Consider the following 19088-nt stretch of genomic DNA (forward strand, 5'->3'; position numbering starts at 1 on the left):
TTTTTTGTTGTAAAAAAACCGGGTAACTTTTGAAATGCAGTTCAGTTGGCCCGGTTTTTTCGTTTGATATTTTGCTTTTTTAAATAGCGAAATGCGCAATCTGGGTTTCGAGCCCTTTCGCTGTACCATCCAATTGTTGGGCGATTTGCGCAGATTTTTGTGCATCGCGATTCAAACTGCTGATTAATCCCACCACTTTCACGATATTTTTATTGATCTCTTCGGCGGTATAGCTCTGCTCCTCAGCGGCGGTGGCAATTTGCATATTCATACCCAAAATCGCTGAAATCGATTGGGTAATTTGATTAATTGCCTGGCCTGCTTGCCCGGCCATCTCCAGGGTAACACCGGTTTTTTCCTGGCTGACTTTCATCGCAGTCATGGCTTTGGTCGCGCCTTGTTGCACTGCTTCAATAATCTGCTGGATTTCCGCTGTCGAATCCTGCGTGCGTTTCGCCAGCGAGCGAACCTCATCGGCCACCACCGCAAAGCCACGGCCCTGGTCGCCAGCGCGCGCCGCTTCAATCGCGGCGTTCAATGCGAGCAAGTTGGTTTGCTCGGCAACACTTTTGATTACGTCGAGCACGCTGCCGATGCGCAAGGTGTCGCTCTCCAGTTGCGTCATGGCCGCGCCCACGTGGTTTACTTCATGGCTCAATTGGTTTATCGCATCGAGCGTATTGTCCATCACACTCAAACCTTGCCGCGCATTGTTATCAGCCGATTGTGCAGCATCCGCCGCGCCGCTGGCATTGCCTGCAACTTCCTGCACAGTCGCACTCATTTCGGTGATAGCCGCCGACACCTGATCGGTAGCGTGATGGGTGTCATCGGCATAAGTCGCCAATGATGATGAACTCTGGGTAATCGCATTCGATGCCTGGCTCAAGCTGTTCATGGAATTTTGCACTGCCGTTACCACATCCACGATGCTTTGCTGCACTTGCTGGATACTGGTGCTCAAACGCCCTAACTCACCGGAATCGGAAAAACGCAATTGCTGGCGGAAGTTGCCTTCAGCCAGTAGGGATAGATGGGAATTAATTTGTGCCAGCGGCAAAATCAAACTTTTGCGCAAGATAAACAGCACCAGGAACACCACTGAAATTGCGCCGAGGATAATCAATGCATTGGACCAAAGGGACACGCTGCTGCTAACGGTGAGGTTGTGCTCGGTATCCCTGGCTACTGCTTCGCTAATCAGCTTCGCCGATTCTTCCAGCAAGGCGCTCGGTTCGCGGTCTATTCCGGTTACGGCTTTATCGCCGGCAGTTGGATCAAAATCGGCACTTTTAAAGGCTTCCAGCCCGGCTTTATAACGGCCAAATGCCTGCTCGTGGGCTTTGAGGAAGGCATCAACTTTTTGGTGGCTCACTCCACTCAGCGTTCTGTCCAGTTCGGCACCTTGTTGCTGGATCTCTTTGTGCAAGGTTTCAAATTGCGTCCAATGCTGGTTGAGTTTCACCGGATCCTTACCGCGCAACAGTACGTTTTTCCATTCCTGGACCTGGACTTTGAATTTGAAATTCATCGCGTTAATGCTGCGCTCTTGTGCGACGGCGCCAGCAATCAGTTGGTTGTAATCAGTGATAGTCCGGCTTAACAGCGAAATGGCGATGCCGCTGATAATTACGAACAAAATCACACCAGCGCCGACAGCGACAACCAGGCGGCCCTGGATACTGGAAAAGGAAAACATAGGAAATGCCTCAAAAAAAACCGGGGAGAGTGGACGGTTCTTTGAGTATAGGTAAAGAAAACGCAGCGGAGTGTGTATTTATCTGCCGCGTTTTTTGGGAAAAGGAATTAGCGTGGCAGCAGGGTTTTTACACCGTCTTTGGTGCCGAGCAGTAAAACATCCGCCGGTTTTGCTGCAAATAAACCGTTCGTAACTACACCAGTTATCTGGTTAATACGATTTTCCAGCGCGACCGGATCAACAATCTGCAAATTGAAAACATCCAGGATCACGTTGCCGTTATCGGTCACAACGCCATCGCGATAAACCGGTGCGCCGCCCAACTTGACCAGTTCGCGGGCGACGTAAGAGCGCGCCATCGGGATCACCTCCACCGGCAGCGGGAATTTACCCAGCACATCAACCCACTTGCTTTCGTCGGCGATGCACACAAATTCCTTTGAAACGGCGCGCACGATTTTCTCGCGCGTCAGGGCTGCACCGCCACCTTTGATCAGGTGCAGATACGGATTGCTTTCATCGGCGCCGTCCACATACACCACCAGCTCGCTGACCGAGTTACAGTCCAATACGTCAATCCCGAGTTTTTTCAAACGCTCGGCGGACGCATCGGAACTGGCAACAGCCCCGGAAAACAGGGATTTGATCTCGCCCAGGTAATCGATAAAAAAATTCGCGGTCGAACCGGTGCCCACACCGATAATCGAATCGCTGAACAATTTGGGTTTGATGTATTCAATCGCGGCACGCGCGACGGCTTGTTTGAGTTGATCCTGGGTCATAGTGGTCTCGTGCTAATAGTGAGCCCGCCAGTCACAAACGGTTTGGGGTTCGGGATACGCCGTACTTTCCATTAAGGAAAGCATCCATGGGGGCTTGTCACCGACATCCCTGTCTCCAACAGTCTCGAACCCCGAACCACTTGCGTCTGGCTACTTGTGAAATTCGGGCGGGATCGCCAAAAAACTTGCCGCATTATACGGATATCGCCGTGCCAGCGGCGGCCAAATTGTTTACACTGCGGCGACTTTTTTCACTCTGCAAAAGCAAGAAGCACCATGCCTGAATCCTACATAAAACGTATCCTCAACGCCCGCATCTACGATCTGGCGATAGAAACCCCGCTTGATGAAGCGCGTTTGCTCTCAGCGCGCACCGGCAATAACGTGTTGCTCAAGCGTGAAGACTTGCAACCGGTGTTCTCGTTCAAACTGCGCGGCGCTTACAACAAGCTGCAGCAGTTGACCGAAGAGGAACGCAATCGCGGTGTGATTTGCGCCTCGGCCGGTAACCACGCGCAAGGTGTTGCGCTCGGCTCCCAGCATTTGGGCATCAAAGCCACCATCGTGATGCCGCGCACAACGCCGGCGATTAAAGTTGATGCCGTAAAAGCGCGCGGTGCGAAAGTCGTACTGCACGGTGATAACTACGATGAAGCCTCCGCCCACGCTAAAAAACTGGTGGAAGAAAAAGGCCTGACTTATATCCACCCGTTTGATGACCCGGAAGTTATCGCGGGCCAGGGGACTATTGCGATGGAAATCCTGCGCCAGTATCCGGGCAAGATCGATGCAATTTTTATCGCGGTTGGCGGTGGCGGCTTGGCGGCCGGTATCGGTGCCTATGTGAAATACCTGCGTCCGGAAACCAAAATTATCGCGGTGGAATCCGATGAGTCCGCGTGTTTGATGGCGGCTATGGAAAAGAAAAAACGCGTGGTATTGCCGCAGGTCGGCATTTTTGCCGATGGTATTGCGGTGGCCCAAATCGGCGAGGAAACGTTCCGCATCCTGCGCAAAGTGGTGGATGAATGCATCACCGTAACGACCGATGAGATTTGCGCGGGTATCAAGGATATCTTTGAAGACACCCGGTCCATCGCTGAACCGGCCGGCGCAACCAGTGTTGCTGGCTTGAAAAAATACGTAGCCAAATACGGCATCACCGGCCAAACGCTGGTGGCGATTGATTGCGGTGCAAACATCAATTTTGACCGTTTGCGTTATATCAGCGAACGCACCGAAATTGGCGAGCAGCGCGAAGCGATTCTGGCGGTGACCATTCCCGAGCGCCCCGGTGCTTATAAGGAATTTTGCAAAGCGCTCGGCAAGCGCAATATCACCGAATTCAATTACCGCTATGCGGACCCGACCAACGCCAAGATTTTTGTCGGCGTACAGGTTGGCGCCGGCGGTAATGATCGCGCGGATCTGGTCGCCGAGTTAAAAACGCAGGGTTACGATTTGGTCGACATGACCGAAAATGAGTTGGCCAAATTGCACATCCGCCATTTGGTCGGCGGCCATGCCCCACAAATCACCGACGAAGTGCTCTATCGCTTCGAGTTCCCGGAGCGTCCGGGCGCGTTGATGACTTTCCTGACCAAGGTGGCGGGCCGCTGGAATATCTCCCTGTTCCACTACCGCAACCACGGTTCAGCGTCCGCGCGTGTTCTGGTAGGCATGCAAGTTCCAAAAAAGGAATACGCCGAATTAAAAGCGTTTTTGAACGAGCTGAATTATCCCTACTGGGATGAAACCAATAACGAGGCGTATAAGTTTTTCTTGAGCTAAAAACCTCGCGATCCAATGAAAAGGGCGCTTCGGCGCCCTTTTTTCTTTCCCCGGCATTTTGCACTGCAGCGGCTATTCTTAAACCTGCGTTCTAATCCTCAGGGTTAATTTATGTTCAGACACTGGCGGTCTGTTGATTTTGGTGTAATCTGGACAACGTTGTCAGAAAAATTCTAACGCCAATAACAACTATTGGATGACTAATCAACCCCAATCTATGCGGCTGGAGTCCAATTATGAAACAACCCCCAATAAAACAACCCCGTCAACCAATCAGTGTGCGCCTTGGGCTGCTCGCGCTCGCGCTTGGGCTTGCGCAGGGGGCCAGTGCCGCTAATTTAAGCCAGCAACAACTCAACGATATTGCCCGCAATACCAAAGTGGGCTTCGGTGTAATCAGCAATTTTGCCGCCAAGCCGCAAGCCCATGTCACCATCACCAATGGTTCATCGGCCTTGCCGGCGGGCGCGGGCGATTGGCGAATTTATTTTCATTCCGTACGCAAGCTGGATGCTGCGCAAGTCGAAGGTTTGAGCTTGCGCCATGTACAGGGCGATTTGCATGAGTTATCACCCACCGCTGCCTTTAAAGGCCTGGCAGCAAATGCGAAGCTGGATTTTCCCTATACCGCAGGTGCCCATCTGGTGAGCTACACCGATTTTATGCCGCGTGCATTTATCGCCCAGGCAGGTTTGCAGCCGGAAGTTTTTGTTAATACTGACACCGAAAATTTAAGTGAATTTGTCGAGCCATTCAGCAAGCCCGAACAGCAATTGCGGGCGAGCAATGATGAATATCCAATAGCGACTGCCGCAACGCGCTACCAGGATAACCTCGCCGTAAATGCGGCGGCCATCAAAGTGGATAGCAGCCCGAAAATTATTCCAACACCTGCCGAAGTTAAATACCGCAAAGACGCTGTTACGCTCGACAGCAACTGGCAAATCCATTTCGCCGGGCGGTTGACCGGTGAGGCAAAATATTTCGCCGACCAATTAAAAGCGTATGGCTTAACGGTAAAAACCGTTGCGGAACATTTGCCTGTGTCGGGCAAAGTGATCGAAGTAAAAGTGGATAAATCAATCGGTAATGCCGAGGGTTACACACTGAATATTGCTGCTGACAAAATTACTATTGTGGGCGGTGATAACGCCGGTGCCTTCTACGGTATCCAAAGTGTATTGAGTTTATTGCCGGCGCAAACCGCGAGCAGTTACAACATTCCGCAACTGTCGGCAGTAGATGCGCCGCGTTTTGAGTGGCGTGGTATGCACTACGACATGGGCCGCAATTTCCACGGCAAGGAATACACCTTGCGTTTGATCGAGCAAATGGCGCGCTACAAACTTAATAAATTGCATCTGCATTTAACCGAGGACGAAGGCTGGCGGATTGAAATTCCCGGCTTGCCGGAATTGACGGATATCGGCGCGCACCGCTGTTTTGATCTCACCGAACAAACCTGTTTGCTGACCCAACTCGGCACTGGCCCGCACAAAACCGGATCAGGAAATGGTTATTACAGCACCGCAGATTTTATTGAAATCTTAAAATATGCGAGCGCGCGTCATATCGAAGTCATTCCGGAAATTGATATGCCCGGCCACGCGCGCGCCGCCGTGAAATCCATGGAAGCGCGTTACAAAAAATTGATCAAGGCGGGCAAAAAAGCAGAAGCCGAGCAATATTTGTTATCGGACCCGCAAGACAAATCGCAATACATTACCGTACAAAGTTATACCGACAACTCCATCAACGTGTGCTTGCCATCGACCTATGCCTTTGTTGATAAAGTGATTTATGAATTGCAGCAAATGTATCGCAAAGCGGGAACAAAACTCGTAACCTTCCATATGGGGGGTGATGAAGTGGGCGCGGGCTCATGGACTGCATCACCAGCATGTGACACCTTGTTTGCGAAGGGTGAGCAAGGTGTTGCCGGCGTTGCTGACCTCAAGCCGTATTTTGTCAGCAAAGTGTCAGCCATCAGTTCCCTGCGTGGTCTGGATCTGGCCGGTTGGGAAGATGGTTTGATGTACGATCCCAATAACACCTTCAACCGCAGCCAGTTTGCTAACAAACATGTATTGGCGAATGCCTGGGATAATATTTGGGAATGGGGTGTTGCTGACCGTGCTTATCGTTTAGCTAACGCGGGTTATGAGCCGATTTTATCGCCGGCAACCCATTTGTATTTCGATCATCCCTATGAAACCAATGCGGAAGAGCGCGGTTACTACTGGGCAGCGCGTTATACCGATACCGCCAAAGTATTTGGCTTTATGCCGGATAACCTCTACGCCAACGCCGATAAAACCCGCATGGGCGCACCGATTAAAAATCTCGAGGCGTTAGTTGGGCGTGCGTTGCCGGCATTGGAAAAACCGGAAAACCTGCGCGGCCTGCAAGGCCAGGTGTGGAGCGAAACCATCCGTACCGGCAAGCAAATGGAAGAGATGATTTATCCGCGCCTGATTCCATTGGCTGAACGCGCATGGCACAAAGCGTCATGGGAAGGCGACAAGCCAAATATTGAGGCGCGCAATGCTGAATGGGCAGCCTTCGCGGTGCAATTAGCGGTTAAGGAGTTGCCTAAACTCGCCGCCCTGGGCGGTAGTTTCTATCTGCCTCCACCGGGTGCAGTTGTCGATGACGGTGTGTTGAAAGCAAATACTGCGTTGCCAGGCCTCAAGCTTGAATACAGTATCGATAACGGCACTAATTGGGCCACCTACAGTGGTGATGAACGTGTACGCGATGCAAATGCTCTGGTGCGCAGTCGTTTAGGCAATGCTACCAGTCGCCCGACTAATGCCACTAAATAATCGCCGTTTAAGTACTTGATAGAAAACCGCAACGCAAGGATGGGTTGCATAGGGTGGTAATTGTTATCGATGAATTGCCACCTTCTTCATGTGAAGTGCGAAGAAAATCGGGAAAAGTGCTGATTTTTTTAATCTTTTTTGCATTTTGTCGCCACTTTCAACTTGTCGCTCATTTCATTCCTGAAATTCCCTGCCTATTATTAATACACACCACAGCCGGTGTGTGTTGCATCTGTGCTGTTTTGTGGTTACTGATCTCGCTGTGTGGTTCTCAATAACAATACGCAAGGTATGGCTGTCCATTTTTCAGTCATGAATAAGGTATCACCATGAAAGTCGATGTTCTCTCAGTAGTGATTTTTTTGTTCTGCCTGGGAGTCTGCGTCACGGTAGTGGATGTCAATGCCCTGGTGTCGTTTGCCGAGGCAGCTGTTGATTCCATGTCGGAGTAAGAACGCAGAAAACGGAATTTAAAAGCAAGTCCCGCTTCGGCGGGATTTGTCATTTATAGCGGGGAAATGTTTAAAACTTCCTTTTCGGTTGCAATGGCTGCAAGTGGAATATCCCAATTGTCCACCTGCAACGAATCAACTTCCTGGCAGCTATGGGCCAGGCCAATAAGTAATGGTTTTCCGTGCGGCTTATCGTGTTTGAAGGCGAAGGTTGTATCGTAAAAGCCGCCACCCATTCCCAGGCGCGAGCCTGTTCGATCAAACCCCACCAGTGGCATTAATACAACATCCAGCAAGTGGGTAGGCAATTTGTGGGCAATCCCATGATCCGGCTCGGGAATACCGAAACGATTGGGAATTAATTGGGCGTTGGGAGTGAATTCCACAAACCATAATTCGCGCTTAGTGCCCGGGCGCAATACCGGCAAATAACAATGCTTGCCCATGTGCCAGAGTTGTTGGGCAATCGGGGTCGGATCAATTTCACCATCATTGGCAATATAGAGGGCAACCCGGCTACCGCGCATAAATGCCGGGAATCGCAACAAATGTCGCAATACGAGAGCGGATGCTTGTGCTTGCTGTGCCGGTGTAAGTGCACGCCGGCGCTGGCGCAACTCTTTACGTAACAAGGTTTTTTGTTGGGCGTAGCTGGATGGGGGGAAATCGGGTGAATCGGCCATAAGCAGCCTTGAACAAAATAACGAGGGAAAACAGAACGGAAATAAGAGACCCCGAAATGCCGCTACCAAGCTGGCCTTGAACCCATAGGTTCAAGGAGGTAGCACCTGTGGTTTTTAAGGCTTTCCGTCAAGCGGACATGCACACCAAACACAACGAGACACCACCAGTTTTGTGGAAATCGGCTCAAGGACTTGTCGGTTTGCGAACATTCCAGGGCGTGGCGCCAGTATAACCCAAGGTTACTAGCCTTCCGCAAATGAAATTATGATTGGGTTATATAACCGTTTAGCAAATATTCGTCTTAAACGGCGCTGGTAAAAACGAAATTATTTGCTTGTGGTTTTTGTGTGATCGATTTGTTTGTTCGTTGCCCTTAGGGGGATAACTACGTCCATCCATAAAACCATCCTGCGTATTAAAAAACAAAAAGCCCGCTATTGCGGGCTTTCTCATAATCTTTAACGTTGCCGATTAACCAAGGTTTGCCAAACTGCGATCCAGTTTCTCATTCAAACGCAGTAAATCCACCTGGCTTGCAGACGTGCCGCCTCCGCTTCCAGCCTGGCGCGCTTGCAACAACTCATGGCTCAGGTTGAGGGCTGCCATTACCGCGATGCGCTCCAAACCAATGATCGCCCCCGTACCTCGGATCGCCTTCATGCGCTCATCCAGCAATTGGGCCGATTCAATCAATGCCTGGCGCTCTTCGCGCGGGCAAGCTACTTGATATTCTTTATCGAGGATTTTTACAAAAACGGTTTCGTTGCTCATTGGTATTCCCGATTATTTGGCCGTTTACTCGGCATCCAGATTACGTAAGTGGGTGATCATTGCTTCCACACGGCTGCGCGCGAGCTCGTTCTTCTCAATCAGGCGCACCCGCTCGCGCTGCCATTCACTTTCGCGGGCTTTTAAATCGGCATTTTCCTGCTGTAAGCGATTGCACAACAGAATCAGTTTATCCAGCTTGGTTTCAAGGGCGAGTAAAAGATCGTCAGACATGATTATCAATAACCAATAAATAGCGCAGGTCGCCCACTATATTGTGCCCTCGGCAGGTGGTCAATCGAACAGGCCAAGTTAATGTGAATTCGAGAAGTTGATTGTTATTAATGATAAACAAACAGGTTTTACTTAAGTTCCTTTAACCATCAAATTTGCTATATAAAAACTTTGCGGAGCCGCACAGGTCAATCGTGGTAGCATTCGCCTAATGTAATAGAGAGGCTTTCCATGACCCAAACTCCAGAAGATTACCTGCAATCCCCCCTGAATTTCGATGACCTTGCCAACCTTTTAGCGCCGTTAGGCACATTAAACAGCCCCTCTGAATTGCACGGATTATTGTGCGGTAAACTGGCCGGCGGTGCGCAGCTGACAGAAATAAACTGGCTGCTGGACGCGGTTGAATTTCTCGATTTTATCGCTGCACCCGATGAACATGTACGCCATGCATTAAGTCGCCTCTACCATAGCACTGCCAGCCAATTGCAGGGCGAGCTGAACTTGAAATTAATGTTGCCGGATGATGACAACCTGATTAGCGAGCGCGTGCGTGCGCTGAGTGAATGGTGCCATGGATTTTTATCGGGTTTCGGCAGTGTTGATCATCAGGGCAAGCGCGAAATTTCTGAAGAAGCCGAAGAGATGTTGCACGACCTCGCGGACATCGTACAAATACAAGCTGACGATGAAGAAGCCGAGCCCGGTGCAGAAGCTGATTATATGGAAGTAACTGAATATGTTCGTGTAGTTGTGAGTTCACTGTATTTTGAATTTGCTGCGGATCCGGCCACTGTGCCCGACCCGTCTACCACCGCACCTGTATCCCATCAATTGCATTAATTTTTTCAAAACACGTCTGCCGCAGAGAGCATTATGAGAATAACCAAGCCTGAATTTGCCCGCCGTCGTAAACAATTAATGGCGCAGATGGAGCCTAATTCCATCGCCATAGTGCCAGCAGCACCGGAGCGACCGCGCAGCCGCGATACGGAATACCACTATCGCCAGGACAGTGATTTTTTATATCTCTCGGGATTTGAAGAACCGCAAGCCGTGCTGGTGTTAATTCCCGGGCGTGAACATGGTGAATTTGTGTTGTTTGTGCGCGAGCGTAATCGTGAGCGCGAAATTTGGGATGGTTATCGCGCCGGGCCTGAAGGTGCATGCAGTGAATTTGAAGCGGACGATGCATTTCCGATTGATGATATCGATGAAATCCTGCCTGGCCTGCTTGAAGGCAAGCAACGCGTTTATTATTCCATGGGTAAAGACAGCGAATTCGATAAGCATGTAATGGATTGGGTAAACACCATTCGCGCGAAAGTTCGTTCCGGTGCAACGCCACCCGGTGAGTTTCTTGATTTAAGCCATTTCCTCAATGATATGCGTTTATTTAAAAGTGCAGCTGAATTGCGTGTTATGAAAGAAGCTGGTGAAATTTCTGCACGCGCCCATGTGCGCGCGATGAAAGCCTCCAAACCGGGAATTATGGAATATCAACTCGAAGCAGAAATTATCCATGAGTTCCAAATGAGCGGTGCACGTTTTCCGGCGTACAACTCTATTGTTGGCGGTGGAAAAAATGGTTGCATCCTGCATTACATTGAAAATTCGGCGCCGCTAAAAAATGGCGATCTGGTTTTGATTGATGCCGGTTGCGAACTGGATTATTACGCAGCAGATATCACCCGCACATTTCCCGTCAACGGAAAGTTTTCGCCGGAACAAAAAGCGCTTTACGAAATTTGTCTGCAAGCGCAACTTGAGGCCATCGCTGTGGCAAAACCGGGTAATCACTGGAATGATCCGCACGAAGCAACCGTGCGTGTGATCACCGAAGGGCTGGTGAAAATTGGTCTGCTTGACGGTGATGTAGGTGAGTTAATTAAAACCGAAGCTTACAAAGAATTTTATATGCATCGCGCTGGCCATTGGCTGGGCATGGATGTGCACGATGTTGGCGATTACAAAGTCGGCGGTGAATGGCGAGTGCTGGAACCCGGTATGGTAATGACAGTTGAGCCGGGAATTTATGTTGCGCCGGATAATGAACGCGTTGCAAAAAAATGGCGCGGTATTGGTATTCGCATTGAAGATGACGTTGTCATTACCAAAGATGGCAATGAAATCCTTACGAAAGATGTTCCCAAAACCGTTGCTGACATTGAAGCGTTAATGGCTGGTTAAATCCATGTCTGAAATTCTTGAGTTTGATATCGCCATTATTGGTGGTGGTATGGTTGGTACCAGTCTCGCCAGTATGTTAGCAGCGAGCCAACCACAATTGCGTATTGCGTTAATTGAAGCTCAACCATTTGCGCGCGCCGATGAAGCCCACTATCAATCAAGCTTCGATGCGCGCTCTACCGCACTGTCCTACGGCACTGCGAAAATCATGCAAGAGCTTGGTTTGTGGGGCAAATTGCGGCAGCGCATAACGCCAATTGCACAAGTGCATGTTTCGGATCGCGGGCATTTTCTTGGCGGCCTTATTGATGCGGCGGCCAATAACCTTGATGCCGTGGGTTATGTAGTGGAAAACGCATGGTTGGGTAACGTCCTGCTCGCAAAGGTTCAATCACTGGAATCCATCCATTGTTTCGCGCCGGCAAAAGTGTTGGAGTTAATTCCGCAAGAAAACTCTGCGCGCTTGCGTGTGCAAATGAATGCTCAGGAATTTTTAATTGATGCCGCGCTTGCTGTCGTAGCTGATGGTGGTGATTCTGCTGTGCGTCGCGATCTTGGAATTGCAACACACATTCGCGAATACGGGCAAACCGCGATTATTACCAATGTGGAATTTTCCGGGGCGCATCAGGGCATAGCATTTGAACGATTCACTGATCAGGGGCCTATTGCATTATTGCCATTGGGGGAATCTGTCCACGCGCAAAAATCTGCGCTGGTGTGGACCTTGCCGGCTGATCAGGCAGACGCAATGTTATTGGCGAGTGATGCCGATTTCCTCGCACATTTGCAAACACGGTTTGGTTTTCGAGTTGGGAAATTCACATGCGTTGCCAAACGTTTTGCATATCCATTGCAACTGGTACTGGCTCAAGAACAAGTTCGCTCCCATGTGGTTTTGTTGGGAAATGCTGCGCACTTTTTGCATCCTGTTGCGGGGCAAGGATTTAACCTCGCACTACGCGATTGCGCCTGTTTGGTGGAAACCCTGGGTGATGCAGTTGCGCAGGGGCACGCGCCTGGCGATTTATCGGTGCTGCAAACTTATCTTGAAACCCAGGCATTGGATCAACAATTAACGATTGAATTTAGTGATAAGCTGGTCCGTCTTTTTTCCAATAATCAGTTGCCCTTGATTGCATTGCGCCATTTAGGTTTGCTGAGCCTGGAATCCTTACCGTTAATAAAAGATCAATTTATTGCGCAAACTATGGGAACCGCCGGACGCCAATATCGTTGGTTGCGCGATTCGGTTGTAGGTTCGGCAGAAGAAAATCATCCGACAGTGTTAACAGCGAAGGCATCTGTTTTAAATGCAACGGAATTTGATGTCATTATTGTAGGTGCAGGTTTGGTTGGTGCGTCACTGGCATGCGCTATTGCCCAAACTGATGCGGCGCAGCAGTTGCGTATTGCCGTGATTGAAGCTGGCGGCGATGCGCAGCATTTTTCCAGAGAATATTTCGACCCGCGTGTGGTTGCACTGACACACGCATCGGAAAAATTGCTGCGCAGTATTGGATGCTGGGATGCAATTGCCCGCGAGCGAGTATGTGCATATCGCGAAATGAAAGTGTGGGATGGCGAGGGCACTGCAGCCATTGAATTTGATTGTGCTGAAGTGCAGCGAACCCACCTCGGCCATATCGTGGAAAATTCAGTCATCGTTAACCAATTGCGTGTGCGCATGGCACAGCTATCAAATATTACCCTTGTCCAGCCGGCAACCGTCATTGAATTAATTCCGGCCGCTGATAAAAATTCATCCATGAGTGTAAAACTAAATAGCGGCATTACCCTGATGTCTTCGTTAATTATTGCCGCTGATGGTGCGCAATCTCGAGTGCGTGAACTCGCTGGTTTTAAAACCCGCGAATGGGATTATGGCCAACAGGCGATTATCACTACCGTGCGTACAGAAAAACCGCACGAATTTACGGCCTGGCAGCGTTTTATGAACACCGGCCCCCTGGCATTTTTGCCGCTGCAAAATAATGGCGATGCGCACCAATGCTCTATTGTCTGGTCTGCAGAAGATGACGTTGCACAAACACTGATGGCATTGGATAACGAAACATTTTGTGCACGTCTGACGGAAGCATTTGAGGCGCGCCTTGGTAACGTGTTGGCTTGCGATAAGCGCTATGCAATTCCATTGCGCCAGCGTCACGCGGTTCATTACATCCAACAAAATATTGCGTTGGTGGGGGATGCTGCCCACAACATCCATCCATTGGCTGGCCAGGGTGTTAACCTGGGGCTGCTGGATGTGATCGCGCTTGCCGAAGAAATTGAGCGTGCATTAACCCGTGGCATTCCCCTTACCGATGAGTCTATTTTGCGTCGCTATCAACGCCAACGGTTGGCGGGCAACCTGGGGATGATGTCTGCCATGGAAGCTTTCAAGCAATTGTTTGGTAGTCGTTCCCTCGGCATTAATTGGCTGCGCAATACCGGCATGCGCCAGCTAAACTCCATTCCGGCAGTAAAAAAATTCATCGTTAATACGGCACTGGGAGTCAATTGAGGCGCCGTGTCTCAGTGAGTGGAACAAGATGGTGTCATTTGATGTGTTGGTCGATATTGCCCCTTTTGATTGGGCTTCCATAGGTACATCGTTATTGTGCGGCAGTATCATCGGGATGGAACGGCAACTGCGCGGCAAACCGGTCGGTATACGTACTTCCTCGTTGATAACCCTGGGAACTTATATTTTTATCGCCGCCTCGCTGTTTGCGGCCTCGCACTTTTCAGGCCCCGAAAAAGTTGTTACAGATCCTTCGCGGATTATCGGGCAGGTAATTACCGGTATTGGATTTTTAGGTGCGGGCGTAATGCTGGCGCGCGATGGTTTTGTATTGGGGGTTACCTCGGCGGCAACTATCTGGGCGCTGGCTTCTATCGGTGTTGTGATCGCGATAGGTTACAACCTGGTCGCGATAAAATTATCGCTGGTGGTGATCGCCGTACTGGTCGGTGTGGATTTATTAGAAGATTATTCGCAAGCATTTACCCGGGGTGTGCATAAAAAATATCAGGACTGGCGTGGAAAAAACAAAAACAGTTCGGATTAACCCTGCACCGGGGTGTAGAAAAGTAACACTGATAATGAAGGTTTTATGGCTAAATTAATGATTGTTGCACGCGTATTAAATTGGATGCTGTTGTTGGTATTTTTTGTTGCCATAGCCGGGTTTATTTCATTCGCAAATGCTTACGGATTTTTTCTCGCCGCTGTTACTGCTGCAATTGCCTGGTTTTGTTATAAACACAATCGCTGGGGCTATTTTGCTGCGGCCGCGTGGGCATTGGCTTGTTACCAATTGGCAAAACAAGGTTATGAATTTCAAAGCATTAAGCGCCACGTAATGATGGTGGGTTTTATTTTGGTACCGATTGCAATTTTTTTGCACGAAACCTTGGGCAAGGCTGCTGCAAAATCTGCACAAAATGATGGCAACAATGACAATCGTGATTCAAAAATGCCCGATTAAATGTGTCCTCATTACACAGCATTACAAAAAGTGTCGATATTCTCCAAATTCACTGATAACCGCTTGACTCGACGCGCCCAAGTGCTTTAATTTTGATCCGCTACAGATTGAGATCCGCCCCAAGACTAGGCTTTTGTAAGACAACCGCTTGCTCAAGACACTTGGACGTACCACGACCTGAGCAATAGCTTTATTTCAAGCTATTTCACTCTGGCTTTTAGTAAAGTCGGTTTTTTTGTTCGGTCAGCTACGCTGACGTTTTAGATGCAAGATGAGGAAACTATGTCAGATCTAGTCTCTGGTGTTGTTAAGTGGTTCAATGATGACAAGGGTTATGGTTTTATTGAGCGTGAAGGTGGTGCAGATGTATTCGTACACTTCCGTGCAATTAACGGCAATGGCCGTAAAACCTTGAAAGAAGGCCAAAAGGTCACTTTCGAAGTAACCCAGGGTCAAAAAGGCCCGCAAGCGGAAAACGTAACTCCACTCTAATCTGTGCGAGTTTCAACTAAGGGGTGATTGAGTAATCAATCGCCCCTTAGTACTTTGGGTGTCCGCATTTTTCTTATTCTTATGTTCCCTCCGTCCTGCATGTGGGCGATGAATTTTTATATCCCTCAATGGCTCTGGTTCCATGTTTGATTTGCAATCTATTCTCTGGCTCACCCTGATAGTTCTTTCCGTTTATTACTGGCGCGGTGCATTGTTGGTAAAAGAGCGTGCATTTGTTGCAGCGCAGCGACGCTGTGAAGAAATGGAAGTGCAATTACTGGATGAAACAATTTATCTACGCCGCATCTGGTTTAGGCGAAATGACCGGGGCGTGCTTTCACTCTGGCGTGCATTTTATTTTGAATTCACCGTGAGTGGTTCTGATCGATATTTTGGCCGCGTAGTTATGCTGGGCCGAAACATTACCCACGTAGAACTTGATCCGCATCGCGTGCATTAATGAGTTAATTTTATGGCAATTAAATATCGTGTCGATGCTGTGTTGGATGTGCATCAAGTTATTGAATTATACAAATGCTCAACGCTCGGAGAGCGTCGCCCGGTAAATAATCCCGATGTATTCCGGGGTATGATTGATAATGCAAATATTGTTATTACTGCATGGGATAATGAAAAATTGGTTGGTATTGCGCGTGCAATGAGTGATCTGGTGTATGTAACTTATCTTGCGGATCTCGTTGTGCATGAAAATTATCAGCACCAGGGAATTGGCAAACAACTCATCGAGTTAACGCAAGCGCAAACCTCACCGGATTGCATGATGGTATTGCTCGCCGCACCACTTGCCAATGATTATTATCCAAAATTAGGTTTTACCCACAACCCGCGGGCGTGGATGTTAAAAAGCAATTATTGAGTTATCTGTTTTATTATTGAGATGCACCCATGAGTGACAAGCGCCCTATTGAAAAATATCTTGCTGAAAAAACCGGTGGCTGGAAAACCAAAACAGCAACTACGGTATACGAAAATCCCTGGATAAAAATTTTCCACGAAGAAGTGATTACCCCCAAAGGCACTGATGGCATTTATGGTGTTGTGCATTTTAAAAATACGGCGATAGGTGTAGTACCTATCGATAATGAAGGCAACACCTGGTTGGTAAAACAAAGCCGTTATACCCTTAATCAATACACATGGGAAATTCCGGAGGGTGGTTGTCCGCAAGGCGAAAGTCCATTGGCTGCGGCGAAGCGGGAATTGGAAGAAGAGGTTGGCTTACAAGCAAATAGCTGGCAAGAGTTAATGACAATGCATTTATCCAATTCGGTTACAGATGAATTTTGTGTAGTGTTTGTTGCGCGTGATTTATTTGCCGGTCAGCAGCAATTGGAAGCAACAGAAGATATTGAATACAGAAAGCTGCCGTTACATGAAGCGATTGAAATGGTTAAGCGGGGCGAAATTACAGACGGTATTTCTGTCGCTGCCTTGTTGCGCGTCGCATTGGATTTATAAAAATATTCAGTTGCAATAAAAAAACGCCACATGTGGCGTTTTTTTATTTCTCATTGAATTACACGTCTTTGATAACAGGAATAAAGTGAAAGCCGACGGCAATGCGGTTCCATGCATTGATAGCAACAATTACCGCTGTAAGGTTCACAATTTCTTCTTCATTAAATTGCTCGCGTACGGCTGCAAAATCTTCATCGTGAATATCGTCGTTTGCCACTAAGGTTAATTTTTCTGCCCAAGCCAGTGCGTTGCGCTCGCGGGCAGTAAATACCGGCACTTCTTTCCATGCCGGTAATACGTCCAGGCGACTTTGTTTCTCACCATCTTTGCGTGCCTCATTGGCATGCATGTGTTGGCAAAATCCGCAGCCATTAATCTGCGAAACGCGTAATTTAATAAGATGAATAAGTGAGTGTTCAATTTTTTGTGCGGCAGCTTCACCTAAATCAATCAGCGATTTTGCCAGTGCGGGTTGCAGTTTGTAGGTTTGTTGATAGGCGATGCGTTCTTTCATGGTGGACTCCTCAGTCAGGTTGTTGGAGTCATTGTGCCGTGTGGGATTTTGTCGCGATTGTATTTTTGCGACATTTTTATATTTAGAGCGAAATTTATGTGGGCGGAGTTTTCTTATTTGCGAGCTTGCGATCCCGATATTGTCCTGGTGTTTGCTCGTTAATTTTCTGGAACTGCCGATTGAAATGGGCTTGATCATAAAATCCGGCTTCATGAGCAATATCCACTAATGGTCGTTCCGGATTGAGACTGATTAATTGGCGCGCCTTTTTTATTCGTTGCAGTTGTTTGACGTACACCATAGTGAGGCCCACTTCCTGTTGGAAGCGCCGCTCCAGTTGGCGGCGGCTCAGGTTAACCTGCGCGCTCATAGTTTCAATAGAATCGGAGGAATTCGGCAGACGCGGTAATAAATGTTGGATCGGACCGGCATGGGCAAGTTGCTGTGCGGCTTGTTGCAACAACCAGTCATCAATTAAACCGATGCGTGCTGCAATGCTCGTCGCTGTATTTAATTGATCGCGCAAATCGTGCAATTGCTGGTTATTAATATCGGTATCCAGATCATCGCTACTATAAATATTTCCAATCAGGCCGGGCATATCAAAACCAAATAATTGGAATGCACCACCAGGGTGAAAACGTATACCCATTAAATCCACATTGCGTTGAAACTCCATGGTGCTCAGCGTTGCGAATGCATTGAAACTGACTTCGGGCAATTGATTATCGATAAAACGAAAATTGATATTGGTGCCGCCGTCAGGATACAGTTTTTCGGTGAAACCTTGTTCGGGAATACGCGGTTGTCGCGCGATCCAATAGCGTTGCACCCAGGTTTGTAAATAAGGATGTGGCATAAAACTACGAAAACCCAAATGCCCGAGGTTATCGACAAACTGGCTATTAAATGGCGTTGGGGTGATCAGATTACGCATATGGACTCTCTCGATCAATCCAGCTGATTGGGTTTCCACAAGCTGCGAAACCAATTGAGCCAACTGTTATTGCCAAGCATATATTTATCCAGCTGATCCTGATTATAAAAATAATGTTCAGGATCGCTAAATAATAATTCGCGTTTTAACATGCGCCGGTTGGGATTAATGGTTTTAACAACGCGCGCGGGATTTCCCACTGCAACCGAATTTGCGGGAATATCTTTGGTAACAATTGCACCGGCACCGATAACAGAATTTTCGCCGATGGTTACACCTTTAGTAATAATCACGCGTTCACCCAGCCATACATTATTTTCAATGACTACCGGTTTGGTGCAGCGAAACGGGCGAATGCGATTGTAAATACCATGCCAGTCGCTATCGCTGATAATCACATTGGCAGCGAGCATGCAGTTATCGCCAATGCGAATAGATTTCGCCGCAGAAATTCGCACGCCCGGTGCGATCAGGCAGTAATCGCCAATCACAATTTCCGCACTGCCTTGCTTGCCTGGCCAACTGGTAAAGCGCACGCAATTATCACTGGCACAAATAATTTGCCCATATTTTCCCACATGAATGTTGCGACCAAAAATCACCAGGCTGCGCGGGTGCGCAATCTCGGGAATAGTACCCAGGCTATCGAACTGCGGGGCTACAAAACGGGCGACATACCAGTGATTGATGGTCTTATAAAGTTTTTTGACCGGATAAGGCGTATTACTGCGGCGCATGGTGGCCCTG

At 48.7% G+C, this 19088-nt stretch carries 20 protein-coding genes and 1 other RNA gene; 12 read left to right on the top strand and 9 right to left on the bottom strand.

The annotated features are described in order from the left end of the window. Window positions 1–79: 79 nt before the first annotated feature. Together A596_RS01805 and rpiA are read right to left on the bottom strand one after the other, a co-directional pair. Complete coding sequence (locus A596_RS01805; protein ID WP_039912311.1) at window positions 80–1699, bottom strand: methyl-accepting chemotaxis protein; 1620 nt, start codon at window positions 1697–1699, stop codon at window positions 80–82. Window positions 1700–1806: 107 nt separating this feature from the next. Further along, complete coding sequence (rpiA, locus tag A596_RS01810) at window positions 1807–2481, bottom strand: ribose-5-phosphate isomerase RpiA (protein WP_039912312.1); 675 nt, start codon at window positions 2479–2481, stop codon at window positions 1807–1809. Window positions 2482–2637: 156 nt separating this feature from the next. On the opposite strand from rpiA, the gene ilvA reads away from it, so the two are divergent. From ilvA to A596_RS23710, 3 genes are all read left to right on the top strand, one after another. After that, the gene (gene ilvA / locus A596_RS01815) at window positions 2638–4272 is read left to right on the top strand and encodes a threonine ammonia-lyase, biosynthetic (RefSeq protein WP_268745673.1); all 1635 of its coding nucleotides are present in this window, start codon (window positions 2638–2640) and stop codon (window positions 4270–4272) included. 236 nt (window positions 4273–4508) lie between these two features. Continuing rightward, window positions 4509–7097 (top strand): family 20 glycosylhydrolase, encoded by a 2589-nt coding sequence (locus A596_RS01820; protein ID WP_052417143.1) that lies wholly within the window; start codon window positions 4509–4511, stop codon window positions 7095–7097. Between the two features lie 329 nt (window positions 7098–7426). Next, window positions 7427–7549 carry a hypothetical protein gene (locus tag A596_RS23710; RefSeq protein WP_268745674.1) on the top strand — a complete coding sequence of 41 codons (123 nt, stop codon included), beginning with the start codon at window positions 7427–7429 and terminating at the stop codon, window positions 7547–7549. Between the two features lie 53 nt (window positions 7550–7602). Here the strand turns inward: A596_RS23710 and A596_RS01825 are convergent, their stop codons facing one another. The 4 genes from A596_RS01825 to A596_RS01835 all read right to left on the bottom strand — a co-directional run bounded on the left by A596_RS01825 (window position 7603) and on the right by A596_RS01835 (window position 9235). Further along, window positions 7603–8232, bottom strand: coding sequence for a 5-formyltetrahydrofolate cyclo-ligase (locus A596_RS01825; protein ID WP_052417144.1), 630 nt, complete (start codon window positions 8230–8232; stop codon window positions 7603–7605). A gap of 44 nt (window positions 8233–8276) precedes the next feature. After that, window positions 8277–8453, bottom strand: a non-coding RNA gene (gene ssrS, locus A596_RS22525) — 6S RNA. A gap of 251 nt (window positions 8454–8704) precedes the next feature. Next, a complete protein-coding gene (locus tag A596_RS01830) occupies window positions 8705–9004 on the bottom strand; it encodes a cell division protein ZapA (RefSeq protein WP_039912317.1) in 300 nt (99 codons plus the stop codon). 24 nt (window positions 9005–9028) lie between these two features. Beyond that, window positions 9029–9235, bottom strand: a complete 207-nt coding sequence (locus A596_RS01835) for a TIGR02449 family protein (RefSeq protein WP_039912319.1) — start codon at window positions 9233–9235, stop codon at window positions 9029–9031. Window positions 9236–9466: 231 nt separating this feature from the next. Between A596_RS01835 and A596_RS01840 the strand changes: the two genes are divergently transcribed. The 9 genes from A596_RS01840 (at window position 9467) to A596_RS01880 (ending at window position 16890) form a co-directional block, all read left to right on the top strand. After that, a complete protein-coding gene (locus A596_RS01840) occupies window positions 9467–10078 on the top strand; it encodes a UPF0149 family protein (RefSeq protein ID WP_039912321.1) in 612 nt (203 codons plus the stop codon). 33 nt (window positions 10079–10111) lie between these two features. Further along, window positions 10112–11425 carry a Xaa-Pro aminopeptidase gene (gene pepP / locus A596_RS01845; RefSeq protein ID WP_039912323.1) on the top strand — a complete coding sequence of 438 codons (1314 nt, stop codon included), beginning with the start codon at window positions 10112–10114 and terminating at the stop codon, window positions 11423–11425. Between the two features lie 4 nt (window positions 11426–11429). Further along, window positions 11430–13952 (top strand): 2-octaprenyl-6-methoxyphenyl hydroxylase, encoded by a 2523-nt coding sequence (gene ubiH, locus A596_RS01850; protein ID WP_039912324.1) that lies wholly within the window; start codon window positions 11430–11432, stop codon window positions 13950–13952. A gap of 28 nt (window positions 13953–13980) precedes the next feature. After that, window positions 13981–14499 (top strand): MgtC/SapB family protein, encoded by a 519-nt coding sequence (locus A596_RS01855; protein WP_039912326.1) that lies wholly within the window; start codon window positions 13981–13983, stop codon window positions 14497–14499. 45 nt (window positions 14500–14544) lie between these two features. Then, window positions 14545–14919, top strand: a complete 375-nt coding sequence (locus A596_RS01860) for a hypothetical protein (protein WP_039912328.1) — start codon at window positions 14545–14547, stop codon at window positions 14917–14919. Window positions 14920–15201: 282 nt separating this feature from the next. Further along, a complete protein-coding gene (locus tag A596_RS01865; RefSeq protein WP_039912329.1) occupies window positions 15202–15411 on the top strand; it encodes a cold-shock protein in 210 nt (69 codons plus the stop codon). Window positions 15412–15553: 142 nt separating this feature from the next. Beyond that, window positions 15554–15871: a DUF3301 domain-containing protein gene (locus A596_RS01870; protein ID WP_039912330.1), complete on the top strand. Its 318-nt coding sequence runs from the start codon at window positions 15554–15556 to the stop codon at window positions 15869–15871. A gap of 12 nt (window positions 15872–15883) precedes the next feature. After that, a complete protein-coding gene (locus tag A596_RS01875; protein WP_039912331.1) occupies window positions 15884–16288 on the top strand; it encodes a GNAT family N-acetyltransferase in 405 nt (134 codons plus the stop codon). Window positions 16289–16317: 29 nt separating this feature from the next. After that, window positions 16318–16890 (top strand): NUDIX domain-containing protein, encoded by a 573-nt coding sequence (locus tag A596_RS01880; RefSeq protein WP_052417145.1) that lies wholly within the window; start codon window positions 16318–16320, stop codon window positions 16888–16890. Window positions 16891–16948: 58 nt separating this feature from the next. On the opposite strand, the gene A596_RS01885 is transcribed toward A596_RS01880, so the two are convergent. From A596_RS01885 to A596_RS01895, 3 genes are all read right to left on the bottom strand, one after another. Next, window positions 16949–17404 (bottom strand): carboxymuconolactone decarboxylase family protein, encoded by a 456-nt coding sequence (locus A596_RS01885; protein WP_039912332.1) that lies wholly within the window; start codon window positions 17402–17404, stop codon window positions 16949–16951. A gap of 94 nt (window positions 17405–17498) precedes the next feature. Further along, complete coding sequence (locus A596_RS01890) at window positions 17499–18341, bottom strand: helix-turn-helix domain-containing protein (protein WP_039912333.1); 843 nt, start codon at window positions 18339–18341, stop codon at window positions 17499–17501. A 14-nt stretch (window positions 18342–18355) separates the two neighbouring features. After that, a complete protein-coding gene (locus A596_RS01895) occupies window positions 18356–19078 on the bottom strand; it encodes an acyltransferase (RefSeq protein ID WP_039912334.1) in 723 nt (240 codons plus the stop codon). Between the last annotated feature and the right edge of the window lie 10 nt (window positions 19079–19088).

The organism is Cellvibrio mixtus subsp. mixtus J3-8 (assembly GCF_000766945.1).
GTDB classification, from domain to species: domain Bacteria; phylum Pseudomonadota; class Gammaproteobacteria; order Pseudomonadales; family Cellvibrionaceae; genus Cellvibrio; species Cellvibrio mixtus_A.